24 protein-coding genes are annotated in these 21,135 nt (G+C 62.8%); 2 read left to right on the forward strand and 22 right to left on the reverse strand.

What is annotated here, in order from left to right:
• Window positions 1-53 precede the first annotated feature (53 nt).
• The 12 genes from VF716_RS01460 to VF716_RS01515 all read right to left on the reverse strand — a co-directional run bounded on the left by VF716_RS01460 (window position 54) and on the right by VF716_RS01515 (window position 9,328).
• Entirely contained in the window at window positions 54-410 is a 357-nt protein-coding gene (locus tag VF716_RS01460; RefSeq protein ID WP_011913725.1) for a PilZ domain-containing protein, read from the reverse strand.
• 31 nt (window positions 411-441) lie between these two features.
• Window positions 442-1,428, reverse strand: a complete 987-nt coding sequence (locus VF716_RS01465; protein ID WP_011913726.1) for a DNA polymerase III subunit delta' — start codon at window positions 1,426-1,428, stop codon at window positions 442-444.
• A complete protein-coding gene (tmk, locus tag VF716_RS01470) occupies window positions 1,421-2,053 on the reverse strand; it encodes a dTMP kinase (RefSeq protein WP_011913727.1) in 633 nt (210 codons plus the stop codon). The genes VF716_RS01465 and tmk overlap by 8 nt, the downstream gene beginning before the upstream one ends.
• Complete coding sequence (gene mltG, locus VF716_RS01475; protein ID WP_011913728.1) at window positions 2,050-3,120, reverse strand: endolytic transglycosylase MltG; 1,071 nt, start codon at window positions 3,118-3,120, stop codon at window positions 2,050-2,052. The genes tmk and mltG overlap by 4 nt, the downstream gene beginning before the upstream one ends.
• Entirely contained in the window at window positions 3,117-3,932 is an 816-nt protein-coding gene (pabC, locus tag VF716_RS01480) for an aminodeoxychorismate lyase (protein WP_017243966.1), read from the reverse strand. The genes mltG and pabC overlap by 4 nt, the downstream gene beginning before the upstream one ends.
• 2 nt (window positions 3,933-3,934) lie before the next feature.
• Window positions 3,935-5,179, reverse strand: a complete 1,245-nt coding sequence (gene fabF / locus VF716_RS01485; protein ID WP_011913730.1) for a beta-ketoacyl-ACP synthase II — start codon at window positions 5,177-5,179, stop codon at window positions 3,935-3,937.
• Window positions 5,180-5,343: 164 nt separating this feature from the next.
• Window positions 5,344-5,580, reverse strand: a complete 237-nt coding sequence (gene acpP, locus VF716_RS01490; protein ID WP_003283670.1) for an acyl carrier protein — start codon at window positions 5,578-5,580, stop codon at window positions 5,344-5,346.
• A gap of 193 nt (window positions 5,581-5,773) precedes the next feature.
• A complete protein-coding gene (fabG, locus tag VF716_RS01495) occupies window positions 5,774-6,517 on the reverse strand; it encodes a 3-oxoacyl-ACP reductase FabG (protein WP_011913731.1) in 744 nt (247 codons plus the stop codon).
• Window positions 6,518-6,531: 14 nt separating this feature from the next.
• Complete coding sequence (gene fabD / locus VF716_RS01500) at window positions 6,532-7,470, reverse strand: ACP S-malonyltransferase (RefSeq protein WP_440551430.1); 939 nt, start codon at window positions 7,468-7,470, stop codon at window positions 6,532-6,534.
• Window positions 7,471-7,531: 61 nt separating this feature from the next.
• Window positions 7,532-8,602 (reverse strand): phosphate acyltransferase PlsX, encoded by a 1,071-nt coding sequence (gene plsX, locus VF716_RS01505; protein ID WP_013983249.1) that lies wholly within the window; start codon window positions 8,600-8,602, stop codon window positions 7,532-7,534.
• Between the two features lie 3 nt (window positions 8,603-8,605).
• The gene (gene rpmF / locus VF716_RS01510) at window positions 8,606-8,788 is read right to left on the reverse strand and encodes a 50S ribosomal protein L32 (RefSeq protein ID WP_003293518.1); all 183 of its coding nucleotides are present in this window, start codon (window positions 8,786-8,788) and stop codon (window positions 8,606-8,608) included.
• Window positions 8,789-8,800: 12 nt separating this feature from the next.
• Window positions 8,801-9,328, reverse strand: a complete 528-nt coding sequence (locus tag VF716_RS01515) for a YceD family protein (RefSeq protein WP_011913734.1) — start codon at window positions 9,326-9,328, stop codon at window positions 8,801-8,803.
• 104 nt (window positions 9,329-9,432) lie between these two features.
• On the opposite strand from VF716_RS01515, the gene VF716_RS01520 reads away from it, so the two are divergent.
• On the forward strand, window positions 9,433-10,011 hold the full coding sequence (locus tag VF716_RS01520; RefSeq protein ID WP_125459813.1) for a Maf family protein: 579 nt from the start codon (window positions 9,433-9,435) through the stop codon (window positions 10,009-10,011).
• Window positions 10,012-10,027: 16 nt separating this feature from the next.
• Here VF716_RS01520 and sppA read toward each other — a convergent pair whose 3' ends face one another.
• The 3 genes from sppA to rluC are packed head-to-tail and all read right to left on the reverse strand — an operon-like array spanning window position 10,028 to window position 12,633.
• A complete protein-coding gene (gene sppA, locus VF716_RS01525) occupies window positions 10,028-11,011 on the reverse strand; it encodes a signal peptide peptidase SppA (protein ID WP_011913736.1) in 984 nt (327 codons plus the stop codon).
• Complete coding sequence (locus tag VF716_RS01530; protein WP_095460424.1) at window positions 11,001-11,687, reverse strand: HAD-IA family hydrolase; 687 nt, start codon at window positions 11,685-11,687, stop codon at window positions 11,001-11,003. Before VF716_RS01530 ends, sppA begins: the two co-directional genes overlap by 11 nt.
• Window positions 11,680-12,633: a 23S rRNA pseudouridine(955/2504/2580) synthase RluC gene (rluC, locus tag VF716_RS01535; protein ID WP_013983253.1), complete on the reverse strand. Its 954-nt coding sequence runs from the start codon at window positions 12,631-12,633 to the stop codon at window positions 11,680-11,682. Before rluC ends, VF716_RS01530 begins: the two co-directional genes overlap by 8 nt.
• Before the next feature lie 551 nt (window positions 12,634-13,184).
• On the opposite strand from rluC, the gene rne reads away from it, so the two are divergent.
• On the forward strand, window positions 13,185-16,352 hold the full coding sequence (gene rne, locus VF716_RS01540) for a ribonuclease E (RefSeq protein ID WP_440551437.1): 3,168 nt from the start codon (window positions 13,185-13,187) through the stop codon (window positions 16,350-16,352).
• Between the two features lie 219 nt (window positions 16,353-16,571).
• Here rne and murB read toward each other — a convergent pair whose 3' ends face one another.
• The 7 genes from murB to VF716_RS01575 are packed head-to-tail and all read right to left on the reverse strand — an operon-like array spanning window position 16,572 to window position 21,110.
• Window positions 16,572-17,591, reverse strand: a complete 1,020-nt coding sequence (murB, locus tag VF716_RS01545) for a UDP-N-acetylmuramate dehydrogenase (protein WP_017243960.1) — start codon at window positions 17,589-17,591, stop codon at window positions 16,572-16,574.
• Complete coding sequence (locus VF716_RS01550) at window positions 17,588-18,055, reverse strand: low molecular weight protein-tyrosine-phosphatase (RefSeq protein ID WP_017243959.1); 468 nt, start codon at window positions 18,053-18,055, stop codon at window positions 17,588-17,590. Before VF716_RS01550 ends, murB begins: the two co-directional genes overlap by 4 nt.
• 1 nt (window position 18,056) lies before the next feature.
• Window positions 18,057-18,821 (reverse strand): 3-deoxy-manno-octulosonate cytidylyltransferase, encoded by a 765-nt coding sequence (kdsB, locus tag VF716_RS01555; protein ID WP_045157620.1) that lies wholly within the window; start codon window positions 18,819-18,821, stop codon window positions 18,057-18,059.
• Window positions 18,818-19,003 carry a Trm112 family protein gene (locus tag VF716_RS01560; RefSeq protein ID WP_045157618.1) on the reverse strand — a complete coding sequence of 62 codons (186 nt, stop codon included), beginning with the start codon at window positions 19,001-19,003 and terminating at the stop codon, window positions 18,818-18,820. The genes kdsB and VF716_RS01560 overlap by 4 nt, the downstream gene beginning before the upstream one ends.
• Window positions 19,004-19,048: 45 nt before the next feature.
• On the reverse strand, window positions 19,049-20,053 hold the full coding sequence (gene lpxK / locus VF716_RS01565; protein WP_111481991.1) for a tetraacyldisaccharide 4'-kinase: 1,005 nt from the start codon (window positions 20,051-20,053) through the stop codon (window positions 19,049-19,051).
• Complete coding sequence (locus VF716_RS01570) at window positions 20,053-20,481, reverse strand: ExbD/TolR family protein (RefSeq protein ID WP_013983259.1); 429 nt, start codon at window positions 20,479-20,481, stop codon at window positions 20,053-20,055. Before VF716_RS01570 ends, lpxK begins: the two co-directional genes overlap by 1 nt.
• Window positions 20,478-21,110, reverse strand: a complete 633-nt coding sequence (locus tag VF716_RS01575; protein WP_013983260.1) for a MotA/TolQ/ExbB proton channel family protein — start codon at window positions 21,108-21,110, stop codon at window positions 20,478-20,480. The genes VF716_RS01570 and VF716_RS01575 overlap by 4 nt, the downstream gene beginning before the upstream one ends.
• Window positions 21,111-21,135: the final 25 nt, after the last annotated feature.

The following is a 21,135-nucleotide window of genomic DNA, read 5'->3' on the forward strand; positions in this document are numbered from 1 at the left end:
GAAAAGGTAGGCGGTACAACGACGCCTGACGTACGGCACCGGGACGCCGACCCTCACATGGTATGGGTAGGACGATCGGACTTCAGCGCGCCGGCCAGATAGGTTTCGATCTTGTTGCGCGCGGTGTTGTCACCCTCGTTGAACTGCACGCCGATGCCTGCGGCACGACTGCCCTGGGCGCCCTTGGGGGTGATCCAGACCACCTTGCCAGCCACCGGAATCTTCTCCGGCTCGTCCATCAGGTTCAGCAGCATGAACACTTCGTCGCCGAGCTTGTAGCTCTTGTTGGTCGGAATGAACAACCCACCATTCTTGATGAAGGGCATGAACGCGGCATAGAGCACCGACTTGTCCTTGATGGTCAGGGACAGGATGCCGTTACGCGGACCAAGATTTGCTGGCAGGCTCATGCGGTGTTCCTAACGAAAGTTCCGGTCGATTCTAGCCCGCGCCGGGCAGCGTTGCCCACTGCACCAGCAGCGCTTCGAGAAGCAACACACGGTTGAGGTTGGCTTTGCCCAGCACTTTCTGCCGATGCTCGAGCAACCAGTCCTGCAGGGCGATCACTTTTTGCTGCGAGGATTTCTGCGCGAGATACTGCAGCACCTTCTGCATATCGGCAGCGCCCAGCTCGGCTTCATCGCCGGCCATCTGGTAACGCAGGATCAGATGCGCCCATTCGCAGAACCAGTCGAAGAGCAGGATCAGTGGTAACGCGTTCCAGCCCTCGGCGAGCTGACTGGCCGATTGCTGTTGCTTGAGCAGTTTCTTCACCCCGTCGACCACCTGGGCGCGCAACTCCAGCACCTTCTGCTCGTGCAACTTCAGCGCCGCCAGCGGCGACCCGGCGGCGAGCGTCAGCAACTGTTCGCGAAGCTCCGGGCCAAGCTCGGGTAGGCGCGCGGCGAGCCAGTCGAGGCTTTGCTGGCGGCCTGGCAACGGGCAGGCCTGTTGGACGCAGCGGCTCTTGATCGTCGGCAGCAGACGGCTGGGCTGATGACTGATCAACAGCAGCACCGTGTCACCGGACGGTTCCTCCAGGCTTTTCAGCAAAGCATTGGCCGCATTCAGGTTCATTGCCTCGGCGGGCTCCAGGAGGATCACCTTGCGCCCACCCAGCTGCGCCGTCTGGGTAACGAAACCGACCAGATCGCGGACCTGATCGACCCGGATGGCCTTGTCGACTTCCTCGGGCTCGAGGACGTAGTGATCCGGATGGGTCTGTGCGGCAAGCAGCTGGCAGGCCTTGCATTCGCCGCAGGCGCGGGCCTCGACCGGACGCTGGCAGAGCAGCAGCGCCATCAGCTGCTCAGCCAGCAGCCGTTTGCCGATGCCGGCGGGCCCATGCAGCAGGTAGGCATGCGCATGCTGCGCGCGCCCCGCCAGCTGCCGCCAGAGATCGACCTGCCAGGGAAGCACGTCAGTCATCGAGACGCACCAACAGCTCAGGGATCAGCGCCTCGACATCGCACTGAACCGCATTGAGCGCTTGGCCCGCATCGATCACCCGATAGCGCGAAGGTGCCGCTTCCGCGCGCTGAAGATAGGCGCTGCGCACCGCTTCGAAGAAGCGCATGCCTTCCTGCTCGAAACGATCCAGACGTCCTCGCGCAGCGGCTCGGGCCAACCCCACGTCCACCGGAAGATCGAAGATCAGCGTCAGATCAGGGCGCAGATCGCCCTGCACGAAGGTCTCCAGCTGAGCGATCCGCTCGAGCGACAGCCCGCGACCGCCACCCTGATAGGCATAGGTGGCATCAGTGAAGCGATCGCACAACACCACCGCCCCTCGTGCCAGCGCAGGACGGATGACCTGCGCCAAGTGTTGCGCACGCGCGGCGAACACCAGCAACAGCTCGGTATCCACTGCCATCGGCTCGTCCGCCGGCGTCAGCAACAGTTCACGAATGCGCTCGGCCAGTGGCGTGCCCCCGGGCTCTCGGGTCAGCACCACATCCAGCCCCCGTGCCCGCAGGCGTTCGGCGAGGTACTCGCGATTGGTACTCTTGCCAGCGCCTTCGGGGCCTTCGAGGGTGACGAAGAGTCCTTTCATTGAGCGTTCTCGCTATTGACCGGGGCCTGCCGGGGCGGCGGACTGGAGCGGTAGTCGGCGCGGCGCTTGAGCTGATACTCGCGCACCGCACGGTTATGTTGCTCGAGGGTGTCGCTGAAGACGTGGCTGCCATCGCCCCGGGCGACGAAATACAGGCTGGAGCCGTCGACCGGGTTCAGCGCGGCGCGAATCGCCTCGCGTCCGACCATGGCGATCGGCGTCGGCGGCAGCCCTGCGTTGGTATAGGTGTTGTATGGGGTTGGCGTGCGCAGGTCGGTGCGGGTGATACGTCCCTTGTAGGCTTCACCCATTCCATAGATCACCGTCGGGTCTGTCTGCAGAAGCATGCCACGCTCCAGTCGACGGACGAAGACGCCGGAGATCTCGCCCCGCTCCTCCGGCACTCCCGTTTCCTTCTCGATGATCGAGGCCATGATCAGGGCCTGATAGGCATCCTTGTATGGCAACCCTTGCGCACGTTGCTGCCATTCTTCCTCGAGCACCTGCTCAAGGCGCGTGAAGGCACGGCGCAGCAGGTCCAGGTCGGACGTTCCGCGGGTAAATCGGTAGGTATCGGGAAAGAAGCGCCCTTCCGGATGCAGCTCCGGCGCACCGAGCTTCGCCATGATGTCAGCATCGGACAGGCCATCCAGCGTCTGTTCCAGCTTGGTCTGGTTCTGCAACGCGCTGCGCAGCTGGCGGAAGTTCCATCCTTCAACCAGGGTCAGGCTGTACTGCACGACTTCGCCCCGCTGCCAGAGCCCGATCATGTCCCGCGCGGTCATGCCCGGCGCGAGACGATACTCACCGCTGTGCAAGCTCTGCCCGGACAGGTTCAGGCGCCAGTAGAGGCGCAGCCAGAATGCGTCATCCAGCACGCCCTCCGCTTCCAGCCGTTGAAACACACCGCTGGGCGTATCGCCGGGCCTCACCTCGAGCAGAAGAGCCTCATCGGTGACAGCCAAGGGCTGTTCCAGCGCAGCATGCTGTTTCCAGGCGAACAGCCCGAGCGCAATCGCTGCCAACACGAACAGCGTCAGCAGCAAGGCAAGAAGTTTACGGATCACGAATCACTCAACAGGTCGGCAACAACGGTCTGCAGTTTACGGGTCAGCGGACCGACCGACCAGACGCGCTCGGCCAAACCCGTGACCGGCCAGATGCCGTAGAGGCTATTGCAGACAAAAACCTCATCGGCCTGCAGCAGTTCCGAGTAGCTGATGTCGCACTCGCTGACTGGCAGCGCAAGGCCGGCGGCGCGCGCCATGATCTCGGCGCGCATTACGCCGGCGACACCGCAGCGAGAAAGCGAGGCCGTTCGCAAGTGGCCTTCGGTAACCAGGAACAGATTGCTGAAGACACCCTCGATCACGCGCCCGGACAGGTCCCGCATCAGCCCTTCGGCAAAAGCCGGATCCTGCCACTCGGCACGCGCCAGCACTTGCTCGAGACGATTCAGATGCTTGATCCCCGCAAGCCTCGGCTGCTCGGCCAGCCGTGTGTCACAAGGGAAGAGCCGAATGCCGCATTCGGCATGCTGCGCTGGGTAGGCCGGAAGCGACGAGCCGAGCAGCAGACGCTGCGGCCGACACGGCAGTGGCAGTGCATAGCCGCGCTGGCCGGTGCCACGGGTGATGATCAGCTTGGCGACGCCCTGGCCGAGCGCCTGGCAGAACTGCAGCAGCTCAGTGCGCAACTCATCGATGTCGAGGGGAATGGCGAGGCGTTGCGCGCCTTCGGCCAGGCGCTGGACATGGCGCTCCAGCAGACGCGCCCGGCCGCCCGTCACGCGGATCGTTTCGAACAACCCGTCGCCATAGGCCAGTCCGCGATCGTGAACGGGCAGTCCATCGGCGGGCTGCCCGTTCAACCAGCTCAACGTCACTCGGCGAACCGGCGGAACACAAGCGAACCGTTGGTTCCGCCGAACCCGAACGAGTTGGAGACGACCACATCGATCGGCCGCGGCTTGGCCTGGTTCGGCACGAAGTCCAGGTCACAGCCCTCGTCCGGCTCCTCCAGGTTGATGGTCGGCGGCGCCACCTGGTCCTGAATGGCCAGTACGCTGAAGATTGCTTCCACGGCACCGGCTGCTCCGAGCAGGTGACCGACCATCGATTTGGTCGAGCTCACCGACAGCTCGTAGGCGTGGTCACCGAACACACTGCGAATGGCCGCCGCCTCGGCCTTGTCGCCGGCTGGCGTCGAGGTACCGTGGGCATTGATGTACTGCACCTGTTCGACGTTCAGCTGAGCGTCGTTCAGCGCATTGCGGATGCAACGGGCAGCACCGGCGCCGTCATCGGGCGGCGAGGTCATGTGAAACGCGTCGGCGCTCATGCCGAAGCCGATCAACTCGGCATAGATGCGGGCGCCACGCGCCTTGGCATGCTCGAGCTCCTCGAGCACCAGCGCACCGGCACCATCGGACAGCACAAATCCGTCGCGCCCCTTGTCCCAGGGACGGCTCGCGGCGGCCGGGTCATCGTTGCGAGTGGACAACGCACGCGCCGCGGCGAAGCCACCGATACCGAGCCCGCAGGCAGCCATCTCGGAACCACCGGCAACCATCACGTCGGCTTCACCGTAGGCAATGTTGCGTGCCGCCATGCCGATGCAATGGGTGCCCGTGGTACAGGCGGTGGCGATCGCATAGTTGGGGCCTTGCAAACCCAGGTGAATCGACAGGAAACCGGACACCATATTGATGATGGAGCCAGGCACGAAGAACGGCGAAATGCGCCGCGGTCCTTGCTCGATCAGCGCCTTGCAGCTGTTCTCGATATTGGTCAGGCCGCCGATGCCGGAGCCCATCGCTACGCCGATGCGCTCACGATTGGCGTCAGTGATCTCCAGGCCCGAGTCACGCACGGCCTGGAAGCTGGCAGCGAGGCCGTATTGAATGAAGAGGTCGAGCTTGCGAGCTTCCTTCGCGGGCAGATACTGCTCGACATCGAAACCTTTGATCGACCCGCCAAAACGAGTGGAGTAGGCAGAAAGATCCATGTGCTCGATCAGGCCGATGCCACTGCGACCAGCAAGAATACCCTGCCAGCTGCTTGGCACATCGTTACCCAGAGGCGAAAGCATGCCCATCCCGGTGACTACGACGCGTCTACGCGACACAGCGATTACTCCTATACCTAAACGTACTTGGCTCATTCCTGCCGCGACAGGAACGGTTCGAGCGCAAGGCAAGCGCCCGCAGCCTCGATAAAATCCCTCTCAAAGAAAAGCCGCACTACCCGATCAAGGCAGTGCGGCTTTCCTGATTCCGAGCGGATTACAACTTACTGCGCGTGCGCGTTGATGTAATCGATGGCTTCCTGAACGGTGGTGATCTTCTCAGCCTGCTCGTCCGGGATCTCGGTCTCGAATTCCTCTTCCAGAGCCATCACCAGCTCAACGGTGTCAAGAGAGTCGGCACCCAGGTCTTCGACGAAGGAAGCGCTGTTGGTTACTTCCTCTTCTTTAACGCCAAGTTGCTCGGCAACGATTTTCTTGACGCGTTCTTCGATGGTGCTCATACCTTGTTTTCACTCCTATGGAAAAATCAGGCAGCTGGTCTGCGCGGTAGTGTATAGAAAGCGTTTTCCGCATTTCAAGTTGGAAGCAGGCAAGCATGGCCTGCCCTTCAACCATCTGTCTATAAACCAGCTGCAGTTTTATAGCTAATTTAAAGACAGCCGTTTGACTGTCCTCCTTCGTTTGGCGTCACACTCAGCTCATGTACATGCCGCCGTTCACCGGCACGGTTGCACCAGTGACATAGGCAGCACCATCCGATGCAAGAAACGCGACGACCTTGGCAATCTCTTCGGCCTGACCGAGACGTCCCAGGGGAATCTGCCCCAGGAGCGCATCACGCTGGGCTTCCGGCAACTCGCGAGTCATGTCGGTATCGATGAAACCAGGCGCCACGGAGTTCACCGTGATACCACGCGAACCGACCTCACGAGCCAATGCACGGCTGAAACCCTCCAGACCGGCCTTGGCTGCGGCGTAGTTTACCTGCCCGGCGTTACCCATGGCACCAACCACCGAACCGATATTGATGATCCGCCCCCAACGCGCCTTGGTCATGCCACGCAGCACGGCCTTGGAAAGGCGATACAGACTGTTCAGATTGGTATTGATGACGTCATACCATTCATCATCTTTCATACGCAGCATCAGGTTATCGCGTGTGATCCCGGCATTGTTGACCAGGATCGCCGGCTGCCCGAGATGCTGCTGAATGTGCTCCAGGGTGCTGCTGACGGATTCGTCGTTACCGACGTCGAGCACCAGACCGGCACCTTCGATGCCGTTGTTCTTCAGCGTTTCGGCGATGCGCTCCGCACCAGACGACGTGGTTGCAGTGCCGATCACGATTGCGCCCTGACGACCTAGCTCAAGGGCAATGGCCTGGCCGATCCCGCGGCTCGCGCCAGTTACCAGCGCCACCTTACCTTGCAGATTCATAGCATTCTCCTTGTTCAAGCCAATGCGTCACGAGTCGCGGCAAAGGCTTCGGGGGTATCGAGATTGTAGGTGCTGACGCCCTTGACGCAGCGCTTGTTGAGACCGGACAGAACCTTGCCGGGGCCGCACTCGACCAGCGAAGTCACTCCGCGGTCACCCAGGGCCACCATGGATTCGACCCAGCGCACCGGGCTGTACAGCTGCGCCAGCAGATCGCGCTTGAGCGTATCCAGATCGGCCACCACGGCCGCGCTGACGTTCTGCACCAGCGGAATCTGCGGCGCCTGCCAGGCGATTGCCTCGACCGACGCGGCGAAGCGCTCGGCCGCTGGGCGCATGAGATCACAATGCGACGGTACGCTGACCGGCAGCGCCATTGCGCGCTTGGCCCCCTTGGCCTTGCACGCCTCGATGGCACGCTCCACGGCCGCAGCACTACCAGCGATCACTACCTGACCCGGCGCGTTGAAGTTGACCGCACTGACCACCTCACCCTGTGCGGCTTCGGCGCATGCGGCCAATACATCGGCGTCTTCGAGGCCAAGGATCGCTGCCATACCGCCCTGGCCGGCCGGCACCGCCTGCTGCATCAGCTGCCCGCGCAGCTCGACCAGCTTGACTGCATCGGCGAACGGCAGGCTACCGGCAGCTACCAGCGCCGAATACTCGCCAAGGCTATGCCCGGCAACGAAGGCAGGTCGCGGACCACCCTCTGCCTGCCACAGGCGCCAGAGCGCGACAGAGGCTGCAAGAATAGCCGGCTGGGTCTTGTCGGTCTGATTGAGCTGCTCTTCCGACCCCTGCTGAGTCAGCGCCCAGAGGTCATAACCCAGCGCAGCGGACGCTTCGGCGAAGGTGTCGATGATGACGTGCTGCTGAGCACCAAGCTCGGCCAGCATGCCGAGCGATTGCGAACCCTGACCGGGAAAGACGAAAGCGAGTGATGCGGACATGAAACGGCTCTCTTATGGTTCTGTTCGTCTGAAGAACACGCCCATGCAGGCGTACCGAATTTCAGTTGGATGGCCAGCCATCTCGAGCGGTCACATCATCCGTCCCACCGGATGACCCATCGACTCTGAAAAACTGCCCGAGACGGTCTCGTAGCTGCGCGGGAAGATCATGCTCGACATCCTGCGCTGCGCGGCGAATGGCCGCCTTGAATCCATCAGCGCCAGCACTGCCGTGACTCTTGACCACGATTCCCTGCAGCCCTAGAAAACTAGCACCGTTGTACTGCGCCGGATTGAGCTCCGCGCGCAATCGACGCAACAGCGGCAACGCAACAGCACCAACGATACGTGCTGCAATCGAGCGCCTGAACAGCGCCTCGACCTTGGCGACCAGCATGCCAGCCAGACCCTCGCTGGATTTGAGCAAGATGTTACCGACGAAACCATCGCATACCACGACGTCTGCTTCGCCGCGATACAGCCCATCGCCCTCGATGAAACCACGATAGTTGAGGCCAGCCGCCTGCTGCAGCAACGCAGCCGCGAGCTTGACCTGCTGATTGCCCTTGATTTCTTCGGTGCCGACATTCAACAGCGCGACCCGAGGCTGCTGCCTGCCCAGGGATTCCGCCGCCACGGCCCCCATCACCGCGAACTGATAGAGCTGCTCGGCCGGACAGTCGACATTTGCACCGAGGTCCAGCAACAGGCACGGAGCACCCCGCGTCGGAAGTGCGGTCACCATGGCCGGACGGTCGATACCTGGAAGGGTTTTCAGCACTTGGCGCGCCAACGCCATCAACGCGCCGGTATTGCCGGCACTCACGCAGGCTTGCGCACCACCGTCACGCACCTGCTCGAGCGCTACACGCATCGAGGAACGTGGCTTGCCGCGCAAGGCCTGAGCGGGCCGCTCGTCCATCGTGACCATTTCGGGCGCATCGACGATTTTCAGGCGCGCACGATCGACACCGGGATGCTTGGCGACCAGCTGTTCGAGTAGAGAGGATTGGCCGACGAGGACCAGATGCAGCGAGGGGTTTTCAGCCAGGCAGGAAAGGCTGGCCGGAACAATGCAGTGGGGACCGAAGTCCCCACCCATTGCGTCGATCGCGATGACCGGAGCGGACAAGGATTACTCGTCAGCGCCCTTGTCGATCACCTTGCGACCACGGTAGAAACCGTCCGGGGAAACGTGGTGACGCAGGTGAACTTCACCGGTGCTCTTTTCCACGGACAGAGCGTTCGGCTCGAGCGCGTCGTGCGAACGACGCATGTCACGGGCGGAACGGGATTTTTTGTTCTGCTGAACAGCCATTTGGATCAACTCCTAAACGTTTGGGTCACGCTTTAACTGCGCCAGTACGCTGAACGGGTTGGACCGCGTTACCTCGTCCTCACTCGGCTCAGGCTCATCTGGCCCAACCGGCGGCTGGCAAATTTCAGGGTCATGGAGTGGAACAATCGGCAGAGCAAGCAACAGCTCGTCTTCGACCAGCGCCAGCAGATCCAGAGGATCCTCTCCCACTTCCAGCACGTCATAGCCTTTGGGCAGGTGCAGGCTGCTCGCGCCTTCATTCACAACGGCATAATCGCACTCGCTGTGAATTGGCAGAACAACCGGCTCCAGACAACGCTGGCAGATCATCTTGACCTCAACGTCGAGCTGACTGTGGATAACCACAGTACGCTGCTCGTCGCGCCCGAAGGCAAAACTGGCGCGCACCACACCCTGATCATCTTCGAGAGGATCGGTGAGCCGCTTGAGCTGCGACAACTGCAGCGCACCCTCAAGAGTGGCCGCTCGGTCTGCGAGCTTGCGCGGATCTACGTGCGGAGGTATCGGTCCTTTCAACATAAGCGCGGCATTCTAGGGACGTGCCTGTCACCTGTCAAAGGAATTCCGCCCAGCTTCACGACGCAGCGCATACAATGCCAGCCGCTATATATAAAGGAGGAAACATGCGCCCCCTGCTTCTCGCATCCAGCTCTCGTTATCGTCGGGAACTGCTGTCCCGCCTGCAACTGCCCTTCACCAGCTGCGCACCGGATATCGACGAATCTCCGTTACCAGGCGAGACAGCCGAGCAATTGGTGCGCCGACTTGCCGAGCACAAGGCCAGAGCACTGGCCGAGCACTACCCCGACCATCTCATCATTGGCTCCGATCAGGCTGCAGTATTGGGCAGGGACATTCTCGGCAAACCGCACACATTCGAACGCGCGAAGCTGCAATTACAGGCCGCCAGCGGCAGCACGGTAACCTTTCTCACCGGACTGGCACTGCTCAACAGCGAAACCGGAACCATCCAGACCGACTGCGTGCCTTTCACCGTGCACTTCCGGACGCTCGACGATGCACGCATCGAACGCTACCTACAAGCAGAACAACCCTTCGACTGCGCGGGCAGCTTCAAGGCCGAAGGACTGGGCATCAGCCTTTTCCGCTCGACCGAAGGCGAGGACGTCACCAGCCTGGTGGGACTGCCGCTGATTCGCCTGGTAGACATGCTACTGAACGAAGGCATCGACATTCCCTGACGACGCCCATCCACAGCTAGCGCAGCGCCGGCCCCTGCAGCCCAGCAAGAATCGCCAGACGCTCGGCGACGCTGGTTCCCAGTTTCTTGGTGAAACGATCGAATGGCGACTCCTTCACCGTGAAATCAACGATCTCCGGCTCGCCGACGACCTCGCGTGCGACGTAGGCGGTACTGCCCAGACCGTCGACCAACCCCAACTCCAGTGCCTGCTCGCCGGACCAGATCAACCCTGAGAACAACTCCGGATGCTGCGCGTCCTGGAGACGCTCACCGCGCCCACGCTTGACGCTATCGATGAACTGCTGATGAGTGGTCGCCAGAACACTTCGCCAGAACCGGGTCTCCTCCGGCTTTTCTGGCTGAAACGGGTCCAGAAACGCCTTGTGCTCGCCCGCGGTATACACACGACGCTCAACACCGAGCTTCTCCATGGTATCGACAAAACCGAAGGTGGCCGCGGTCACTCCGATCGAGCCGACCAGACTGGACTTGTCCGCGTAGATCTCATCGGCCGCACTGGCGATGTAATAGGCGCCCGAAGCACCCAGATCGGTGATCACCGCATAGACCTTGATGGCCGGATACTCGCCGCGCAAGCGACGAATCTCGTCATAGATGTAGCCCGACTGAACCGGACTACCGCCAGGGCTGTTGATGCGCAGGATCACACCCTTCGTATTGGCATCCTCGAAGGCCGCACGCAAGGCGCCCACGATGTTATCCGCACTCGCGGATTCCTCATCGGCAATCATTCCGCGCACGTTGATCACCGCGGTATGACTCTCCCGCGCAGCCTTGCCTTTCCCTAGCTGCAGCGCCGGCGAAAACAGCGCCAGCGCTCCGAACAAATAGATGAAAGTCAAAAGCTTGAAGAATATTCCCCAGCGCCGAGCACGCCGCTGCTCCTGAACGCCCGCAAGCAGGGTCTTTTCCAGCAACTTCCAGCTGCTGCGATCGTCCTTGGACTCATCCACCGGAGCTTTCCATTCATCCGACATATGCATTCACCTCAGAACCAGCCATGGAGCGCAGCCAACTGCCGAGCTCCGAAAAACGATCGATCCCCAGGCGCGGCTCGAACTGCTGCAGGACATGCAGCGGCTGCGCACCGTAGCCAACCGCAACGCCGTCCACCCCAGCGCGATGAGCCATCTGCAGATCGAACACCGAATCCCCGATCATCAGCGCCCGCTCCGGGCGGACACCGCAGTACGCGAGGATCTCGTGAATCATCAGAGGATCAGGCTTGCTTGCCGTTTCATCCGCGCAACGCGTGATATCGAACAAGTCTTCCCACCCCTGCCCCGCCAGGACGCGATCGAGCCCACGACGCCCTTTGCCGGTCGCCACCGCGAGCAGATAACCGGCCTCGCGGAACTCCGAGAGTGCTTCGGTGACACCTGGGTACGGCATGGAAGGCTGAGCTTCCAACCCCAGGTAATGTTCACCGTAATGGTGGCGAAACGCCTCGACCCGCGCCGCATCGACCTGTCCCGGGTACAGCACCTCGACGGCCTCAGGTAGCGCCAGCCCGATGATGCCCTTGACCGCCGTGTCGTCGACTTGCGGCAGGCCACAGGACCGAGCTGCAACATGGATCGATTCGACGATACGCCCGATCGAATCGACCAAGGTGCCATCCCAATCGAATATCAGAACCTTGTAGTTACTCACCGAGACGCTCCAGCGTGCGGGCCCACACCTCGTCGACCGGTGCCTCCAGCGACAGCTCCCCGCCATCCGGCAGGGGCACCTTCAGCGCATAGGCATGCAGAAACAGACGTTTGCCACCCAACTCGCGAACCTCGCGAGTGAAGTCCTCGTCACCATACTTGCTGTCCCCGGCGATACTGTGCCCCGCATGGCGTGCATGCACACGAATCTGGTGTGTACGCCCGGTCACCGGCTTGGCCTCGACCAGCGTCGCGAAATCACCGAAACGACGCAGCACACGAAACAGCGTCAGCGCCTCTTTGCCGTCCTCGGTCACTTCGACCATGCGCTCTCCGGAACGCAGGGTATTCTTCAGAAGCGGCGCACTGACCTGCTTCTTCGAGGTATCCCAGCGGCCGCGCACCAGCGCCATGTAACGCTTGTCCACACCGTCGCCACGAAGCGCCTGATGCAAATGGCGCAGCATGCTGCGCTTCTTGGCGACCATCAGCAGGCCGGACGTATCCCGATCGAGGCGATGGACCAGTTCAAGCTCCTTGGCGTCCGGGCGGAGCTGGCGCAACGCCTCGATCACGCCATAGGACAGCCCGCTGCCGCCGTGCACGGCGATGCCGGCCGGCTTGTTCAGCACGATGAGCGCCTTGTCCTCGTAGACGATGGCACTCTCCAGCCGCTCCAGCAGCCCCTGGGCCAGCGGCTCGGGCTCGTCTCGCTCGGCCAGACGCAACGGCGGCACGCGCACGAGATCGCCGGCCTGTAGCTTGTACTCAGGTTTGATCCGCCCCTTGTTCACCCGCACCTCGCCTTTGCGCAGGATGCGGTAGATTAGCGTCTTGGGAACGCCTCTGAGCTGGGTACGAAGGAAGTTGTCGATGCGCTGGCCGGCAAGTTCCGGCGCGACCTCGAGTATTTGCACACCGGAGGTCTGGGAGGGGGTATTGGTCATCGCGGCATCATACCAATTTTCATGGAATTGAAGCACTTAAACATTGCTGTTATAGTCGCGAACGCCGCCAAAAGCGGCCAGGTCACGGGAGGCCAATGATACGCCCGCCCTGACTGGCAAAAATGTTCGAGGACGTGAGGCCGTCCGACGGAGCTTCCCTCAAGTAGCGGTGAAGTTGCGAAACAAGCCTTGAAGACATGATGCGTGCCCCCACTGGGGAATCGCGATAACAACCCGCTCCCCGGATTCTGCGAGCGGCACCCGATTTTCAAAGTATGCGTGTTGGGTGGAGATGCACAGCATCGGATTGCGTAGCAAAGGCTTTCACAGACGCTCCATTCCGTCCGCTACCGATGCCTGATTCCTCCTCCCGAACCATTGCTTCTGTTCCGACAGCAAGCAGGAGACGTCGTCGCGACGCCGGCCCATTTGGCCGCACATCGCTGGACACTGGAGTGCCTTACAACCATTCCTGACTCACCTGACACCGACCGCGAGAGTCGTGTGTGCCGAACGCCGTTTCCGGATGCCACGGAAACCGACGGTACTACATGAAAAGAATGCTAATTAACGCAACTCAGCCCGAAGAGTTGCGTGTCGCACTGGTCGACGGCCAACGCCTGTTTGATCTGGACATCGAATCCGGTGCCCGCGAACAGAAAAAAGCCAACATCTACAAGGGCAAGATCACCCGCGTCGAGCCCAGTCTCGAAGCTGCCTTCGTTGACTTCGGTGCCGAACGGCACGGCTTCCTCCCCCTCAAGGAAATCTCCCGCGAGTACTTCAGCAAATCGCCTGAAGGCCGCGTGAACATCAAAGACGTCCTGCGCGAAGGCCAGGAAGTCATCGTCCAGGTCGAAAAGGAAGAACGTGGCAACAAGGGCGCAGCCCTGACCACCTTCATCAGCCTTGCCGGCCGCTATCTGGTGCTGATGCCGAACAACCCGCGAGCCGGTGGTATCTCCCGCCGCATCGAGGGCGAAGAGCGCAATGAGCTGCGCGAGGCGCTCAATGGCCTGAATATTCCAGCCGACATGGGCCTCATCGTACGCACGGCCGGTCTGGGTCGCTCCAGCGAAGAACTGCAGTGCGATCTCGACTACCTGCTGCAGCTCTGGACCGCGGTGAAAGACGCCTCCCAGGATCGCGCCGCGCCATTCCTGATCTATCAGGAATCCAACGTCATCATTCGCGCCATCCGCGACTACCTGCGCCAGGACATCGGCGAAGTGCTGATCGACAGCGTCGAGGCGCAGGACGAGGCGCTGAGCTTCATCCAGCAGGTGATGCCGCAGTACGCCAGCAAGATCAAGCTGTACGAAGACAGCGTGCCGCTGTTCAACCGCTTCCAGATCGAAAGCCAGATCGAAACGGCCTTCCAGCGTGAAGTGAAACTGCCTTCCGGCGGCTCCATCGTCATCGACCCGACCGAAGCCCTGGTGTCCATCGACATCAACTCGGCGCGCGCCACCAAAGGCGGCGACATCGAAGAGACCGCACTGCAGACCAACCTGGAAGCGGCCGAGGAGATCGCCCGCCAGCTGCGCCTGCGCGACATCGGCGGTTTGATCGTGATCGACTTCATCGACATGACCCCGGCCAAGAACCAGCGCGCCGTCGAAGAAAAGATGCGCGAAGCGTTGGAAGCCGACCGCGCACGCATTCAGGTCGGCCGCATTTCGCGTTTCGGCCTGCTGGAAATGTCCCGCCAGCGCCTGCGCCCTTCCCTGGGCGAAACCAGCGGCATCGTCTGCCCGCGCTGTAACGGCCAGGGCATCATCCGCGACGTCGAATCGCTGTCACTGGCGATCCTGCGCCTGATCGAAGAAGAGGCCCTCAAGGATCGCACCGCCGAAGTCCGCGCCCGCGTGCCCTTCCAGGTCGCAGCGTTCCTGCTCAATGAAAAGCGCAACGCCATCACCAAGATCGAACTGCGCACCCGCGCGCGCATCTTCATCCTGCCGGACGACCACCTGGAAACGCCGCACTTCGAAGTTCAGCGCCTGCGTGACGACAGCCCGGAGATCATCGCCGGCCAGGCCAGCTACGAGATGAGCCAGAGCGAGGCCGAAGAAGTCCAGCCGGTCAGTTCGACTCGCACCCTGGTTCGCCAGGAGGCCGCGGTCAAGACCGCACCGCAGCGTAGCGCACCCGCCACCAGCGCCGCTCCGGCACCTGCGGAAGCGCCCGTGGCTACGCCCGCGCAGGAACCAAGCCTGTTCAAGGGCCTGATCAAATCGCTGGTTGGTCTGTTCGCGGGCAAGGCCGAAGAGCCCCAGGCCGCAGCGCAAGTAGAGAAGAAGCCGGCATCCGCCCGTCCGCAGCGCAACGACGAGCGCCGCAGCGGCCGTCAACAGAATCGCCGCCGCGATTCCCGCAATGGGCGTGACGAGGAGCGCAAGCCGCGTGAAGAGCGTCAGCCGCGCGAAGAACGGCAACCCCGCGAGGAGCGCCAGGCTCGCGAAGAACGTCAGCCGCGTGAAGAGCGCCAGCCACGCCCGCCGCGCGAGGAGCGCAAGCCCCGCGAGCAGGCAGAGGCCGCTGAAGCCCAGCCACGTCGCGAGCGTGCTCCGCGAGAAGAGCGCAAGCCACGCGAAGAGCGCAAGCGTGAACTGCGCGCTCCGATCGACGAAGCACCGACAGTAGCGCAGGAGGAGCAGGCCGAGCGCCAGCCCCGCGAGCCACGCGCCCCGCGCGAAGAGCGCAAGCCGCGCGCCGAACAGCAGGCTGCGCCTGCGGATGAACTGCTGCAGCAGGCCCTGGAAATCGGCGAGACCGAAGATGCCCAGGAAACCAACGAAGGCGCGGAAGGCAACGACAGCGAGCGACCACGTCGTCGCTCCCGTGGTCAGCGTCGTCGCAGCAACCGTCGCGAACGCCAGCGCGATGCCAACGGCAACGAAATCGAAGACGCCGACGAGAGCAATGCCCCGGTGAAGACCGAGGAAATCGCCATCGCCGCTACTGCCGCCGCCCTGGCCGCCAACACCGCCGACACCGAAGCCGCGCCCCAGGCGACGCTGGCCGAAGACACGGTGATCCAGACCAGCAGCGAAGGCGTCGCTACGATCGTCGAACACGCGCCAGTCGCCCAGCCTGCTGCGAGCGAAGGCATCGACGAGCGCAAAGCCAGCGAAGAACCTGCACCAGCCGAGGCGCCGACCGATATTCCGGTACAGCCGGCCGAGGTAGCGCCGCAAGAGGTAGCGCAGGTCGCCCAGCCGGAAGCAGCGCCCCAGCCCGCCCCGGAGCCTATTGTCGAGAAGCCCGAAGCGACACTGGCTGCCACCCCGACGCTGACGCCGAGCGGCCGCGCACCGAACGATCCGCGCGAGGTTCGTCGCCGTCAACGCGAAGCCGAGCGCCTGGCCAAGGAGGCAGCTGAAGCCGAAGCCAAGGCCGCAGCGGAGCAACCGCTGGCGAGCCCTGAGATCGTCGCCAGCGAGCCGGTCGTGGACACCCAGCCGGAGCAGCCCGTCGCTCAGCAGGCAGCAGACGCTCAGCCCGAGCAGACGATAGAGCCTGTGCCTGCCCAGCAGCAGCCCGCAGTGGAGCAACAGTCGACCGAACTGGTTGCCGAGCAAGTGCCTGCCGACGATGCAAGCGAGCACAAGCCGGTAGCGCCGGCATTCGACGAGGCGCCTCAGCCTGCTGCCGAGGAATCGGAGCAGCCTGCTCAAGGCTCCGACCCGGACAACCGTGAGAAGCCGCAAGGCTAAACGACACGGGTGTTGAAAAAGGGATGCTTCGGCATCCCTTTTTTGTTTCGTCCAACCCTGAGGATGCGTTGCATCTAGCTCTAGCGCAGCGCATCTCCGGCGAACGTAGCGGCGGATACAAGAACGCCCGATGCATTGCATCGGGCGTCGGGTACCGCTATCTCATTGGGACCGGCGAATGTTGCCCATCCAGGCCGGTTCCAGGCCATCGACCACCGATCAGAGCACGTTCGGCTCGATTTCCAGGCAGACATCGAAGCGTTCGAGCACGTCGGCCTGGATCCGTCGCGCCAGCTCCAGCAGCTGCTCGCCGGTAGCCTGTCCATGGTTCACCAGCACCAGTGCCTGCAGCCGATGAACGCCGGCGTCGCCATCGCGAAATCCCTTCCAGCCAGCTCTTTCGATCAGCCAGCCAGCTGCCAGCTTTACCAAGCCAGCGTCCTGCGGATAGGCGACCAGATCGGGATAAGCCGCGCGAAGTGCATGCGCCGTCCCGGCGCTCACCAGCGGATTCTTGAAGAAACTCCCGGCATTGCCCAGCTCCCGCGGGTCCGGCAGCTTGTCACTGCGAATGGCGCAGACCGCACGGCTGACATCCATAGCCGTGGGCTCGACGATCCCCTGCTCCGCCAGCCACTGGCGGATCGGGCCGTATTCGAGATGCAACGGGGCCTGGCGGCGCAGAGCGAAACGCACCCGCAGGATCAGATAGCGCCCCGGCATCTGCTTGAAAACGCTGTCGCGATAGGCGAATGCGCAGTCGGCCAGCGCGAAGTCCCGAAGCGCCCCGGTTTCGATATCCAGTGCCGTGAGACCGGAGAAGACATCCTTGATCTCGACCCCATAGGCACCGATGTTCTGAATCGGTGAAGCGCCCACGGTCCCGGGGATCAGGCTCAGGTTTTCCAGCCCCATCAGGCCCTGCTCCAGACTCCAGAGCACGAAGGGATGCCAGGGCTCCCCGGCCTCCACCTCGACGATCACCTGACCGGCCGACTCGTCGATGATCCGCTTGCCTCGACTGGCCATGTGCAGCACCAGGGCCGGCACATCGCGAGTCAGTAGCAGGTTGCTTCCGCCACCGAGCGGCAGAAGCGGCACCCCAAGCTGGCGCGCACGAGCAATCGCCTCATACACATCGGCATCACTGTGCGCCTCGGCGAAATATTGGGCACGCTGGTCTACGGCAAAGGTGTTGAATGGCTTGAGGGAGCGGTTTGCTTCTATGGTGAGGCTCACAGTCGCCCCTTTATCTCGGCGAGCAGCGCATCACTGGCCTCTTCGATGAGATTCAGCACGTTGTCGAAGCCGTCTGCTTCGCCATAGTAAGGGTCAGGCACTACGTCGCAGCCAAGCCCGTAGCGACGCAGCAGCAGGTCGACTTCCGCCTTGGCGCCGTGTTTCGGGCGCAGAGCCTGCAGCCGTGCCAGATTGTCGTGATCCATTGCCAGGATGAGATCGAAGCGCTGGAAGTCCGCAATGGAAACCTGCCGGGCGCGCAAGGCGTCGAGCGTGTAACCACGCCGTCTCGCCGCCTCGCACGCCCGCTTGTCTGGCGCCTTGCCGACATGCCAGTCGCCGGTTCCGGCCGAATCAATCTCGACTCGCGCGCCAAGGCCGGCCTGCTCGATCCGCTGGCGAAACACACCCTCGGCCGTGGGCGAACGGCAGATATTCCCCATGCAGACGAACAGCACCTTCATGTCAGCCACCCAGCAAACGGCGAACCCGATCCAGGTCCTCAGCCGTGTCGACCCCGGCGGGAGGAGCTTCGACGGCATCGGCCACATGGATGCGCCGCCCATGCCAGAGCGCACGCAGCTGCTCCAGACACTCCGTATCCTCCAGCCAGCACGGGCCCCAGGATACGAAGTCGGCCAGGAAGCCAGCACGGTAGGCATAGATGCCGATGTGCCGCCGGTAAGGGACTCCGGGCGGTAGCTGGCTGCGGTCCACGGCAAAGCTGTCACGCGCCCAGGGCAGCGGCGCTCGGCTGAAGGTCAGTGCCAGGCCGTTGATATCCGAGAGCACCTTGACAACATTGGGATTGAACAGCGCCTGAGCGTCCGCCAAAGGTTCGGCCAGCGTAGCGATGGCAGCCTCCGGATGGTCCGCCAGATTGGCGGCGACCTGGTCGATTACAGCCGGCGGAATCATCGGCTCGTCGCCCTGCACGTTGACCACGATAGCATCGCCAGGCAGCCCGAGCTGCTCGGCCACCTCGGCCAAACGATCGGTGCCGGAGTTATGCTCGGCGCGGGTCAGCACGACCTCTGCGCCAAACGCTGTGCAGGCATCGACGATGCGCTGATCATCGGTGGCAATCACTACACGCTGGGCCGCGCTCTTGCTCGCCTGCTCCCAGACGTGCTGGATCATCGGCTTGCCGACGATGTCCTGCAGCGGCTTGCCGGGCAAGCGCGTCGATGCGTAGCGGGCCGGAATGACGACGGTATAGGCGGTGCTCATTTGTCCAGACGCTCTTCCACATCCAGAGTACGCGCTTCGCTCTCGAGCATTACCGGGATGCCGTCGCGCACGGGAAAGGCCAGGCCATCGGCCTTGCAGATCAGTTCCGACTTGTCCTCGGCGAGCTTCAACGGCCCCTTGCATAGTGGGCAGGCCAGAATGTCGAGCAGTTTGGTATCCATGCGCAGTCCTTGGAAGCGATCGACCGCGGCGGCAGGTCGAGCGGCTTAAGAGAGATCGGGCAGCAATCGCGCCAGCTGATCGTCGAACCAGGTTACGAACGCCGTGGAGGGCACGGCCTGCACCTGCAGATACGACCAACCCGGGGGTGCGAACGCCCGGCATTTCACCGCGTCCTTCTCGGTCATCACCAGTGGCAGCTCGGGGCTGAACTTCAGCTGCTCCGGGCTGTAATCGGCGTGATCGGCGAAGGCGTGCGGAATCGGTCGCCAGTGTAGCGTCTCGAGCGTGTCGAAGAAACGCTGCGGGTTGCCGATACCCGCCACCGCATGCAACTGCTGGCCGGCCGGGTAGTGATCCAGCGGCCAACGCCGACCGGTACTCAGCTCGACCAGGCCAACCGGCTGAAGGCTGAACGCATACCCTTCGACGGTATCGGCGGCGGCGCCGTTGAACAGTACGGCATCCACCTCGCCAAGCCGCTCAGGCGGCTCACGCAGGGGGCCGGCCGGCAGGCAGCGGCCGTTGCCAAGCCCACGCGCGGCATCGATCAGCACCAGTTCGAGATCGCGCGCCAGACGGTAGTGCTGCAGACCGTCGTCGGAGAGGATCAGATCGAGCGGCTCCTGCTCGAGCAGAGCACGAACTGCGCGCGCGCGATCAGGATCGATCATCAACGGAACCCCCGTACGCTGAACGATCAGCAGAGGCTCATCGCCGCAGTGCTGTGCCGGGAGCTCGGCGCGAACCCGCCACGGCAGCGTCGGGGGCTCGGCAGCATAGCCACGGCTGACGACCCCGACACGCAGCCCGCGACGTTGACAGTGTTCGATCAACCAGAGGATCAGCGGCGTCTTGCCCGTGCCACCGACGGTGATGTTACCGACGACGACAACCGGAACAGGAGCACGATAGGAGGTGTTCGGATCTTCGAGGAAACGCCGGCGCCTGGTTTCGACCACTCGCCGGTACAGCAGCTCCAGGGGCGCCAGCAGACACAAAGCCGGATGCCCCTGATACCAGGCACGTTGCAGGCGCTCGGCGAAGGACATCAGGGCGACGCCTGCGCCTCGACAGTGGTGATCCGCAGCTGGGCGAAGCCGAGCTTGCCTGCGGCATCCATCGCCGTGATGACCGCCTGGTGCGGCGTCTTGCCGTCGGCGCTGATGACCATCGGCAACCGGTTATCGCCGCCGGACTCCTTGCTCAGCGCGGCCATCAGCGAATTCAGATCGCTCTTGAGCAGCGCCTTGCCATTGAGCGAATAATTGCCAGCCACATCGATCAGCACTTCCAGCTGGCGAACCTCGGCATCCTGGGGCGGTGTGCCGCTGGCCGCTTCTGGCAGGTCGACCTTGAGCTGCGTTTCACGGGTGAAGGTGGTGGTGACCACGAAGAACAGGAGCAGGATGAACACCACGTCGATCAGCGGTGCGAGTCCGATCTCCACGTTCTCCCGGGGTTTGCGACGGAATTTCACGCCTTCTCCTCACCGAGATCGACATCGCGGTCGCCCTGCACCACTTCCACCAGCTTGATCGCCTCCTGCTCCATGCCGACGACGAGTTCGTCGACGCGACGCTGCAGGAAACGATGGAAGAACAGCGCGGGGATACCGACCATCAAGCCCGCAGCGGTGGTGATCAGCGCCTTGGCGATGCCTCCTGCGAGAAGCGGTGCGTTGGCCATGCCCGAGCCCATGAAGGCGCTGAAGATCTCGATCATGCCCAGCACGGTCCCCAGCAGACCGAGCAAGGGTGCAATGCCGGCGATGGTGCCCAGGGCGTTGAGATAGCGCTCCAGATCGTGAACGACGCGGGCGGCGGCCTCCTCGATGCACTCCTTCATGATCTCGCGACCACGCTTGGAATTGCTCAGGCCGGCGGCGAGGATCTCACCCAGCGGGGAGTCGGCGCGCAGCTCCTTGAGTTTCTGGTTGCTGAGCTTCTTGTCCTTGATCCACTTCCAGACCTGGCCTAGCAGGTGCGGAGGTGTGACACGGCTCGGACGCAGCGTCCATAGGCGCTCGGCGATGATGCCGGCGGCTGCGATGGAACACAGGATGATTGGCAGCATTATCCAGCCGCCTGCTTTGACCAGCTCCCACACGAGATGAATCCCCCTCGAAAAAGTG

This window comes from Stutzerimonas sp. Brlt_14 (assembly GCF_051948915.1).
GTDB lineage: Bacteria > Pseudomonadota > Gammaproteobacteria > Pseudomonadales > Pseudomonadaceae > Stutzerimonas > Stutzerimonas stutzeri.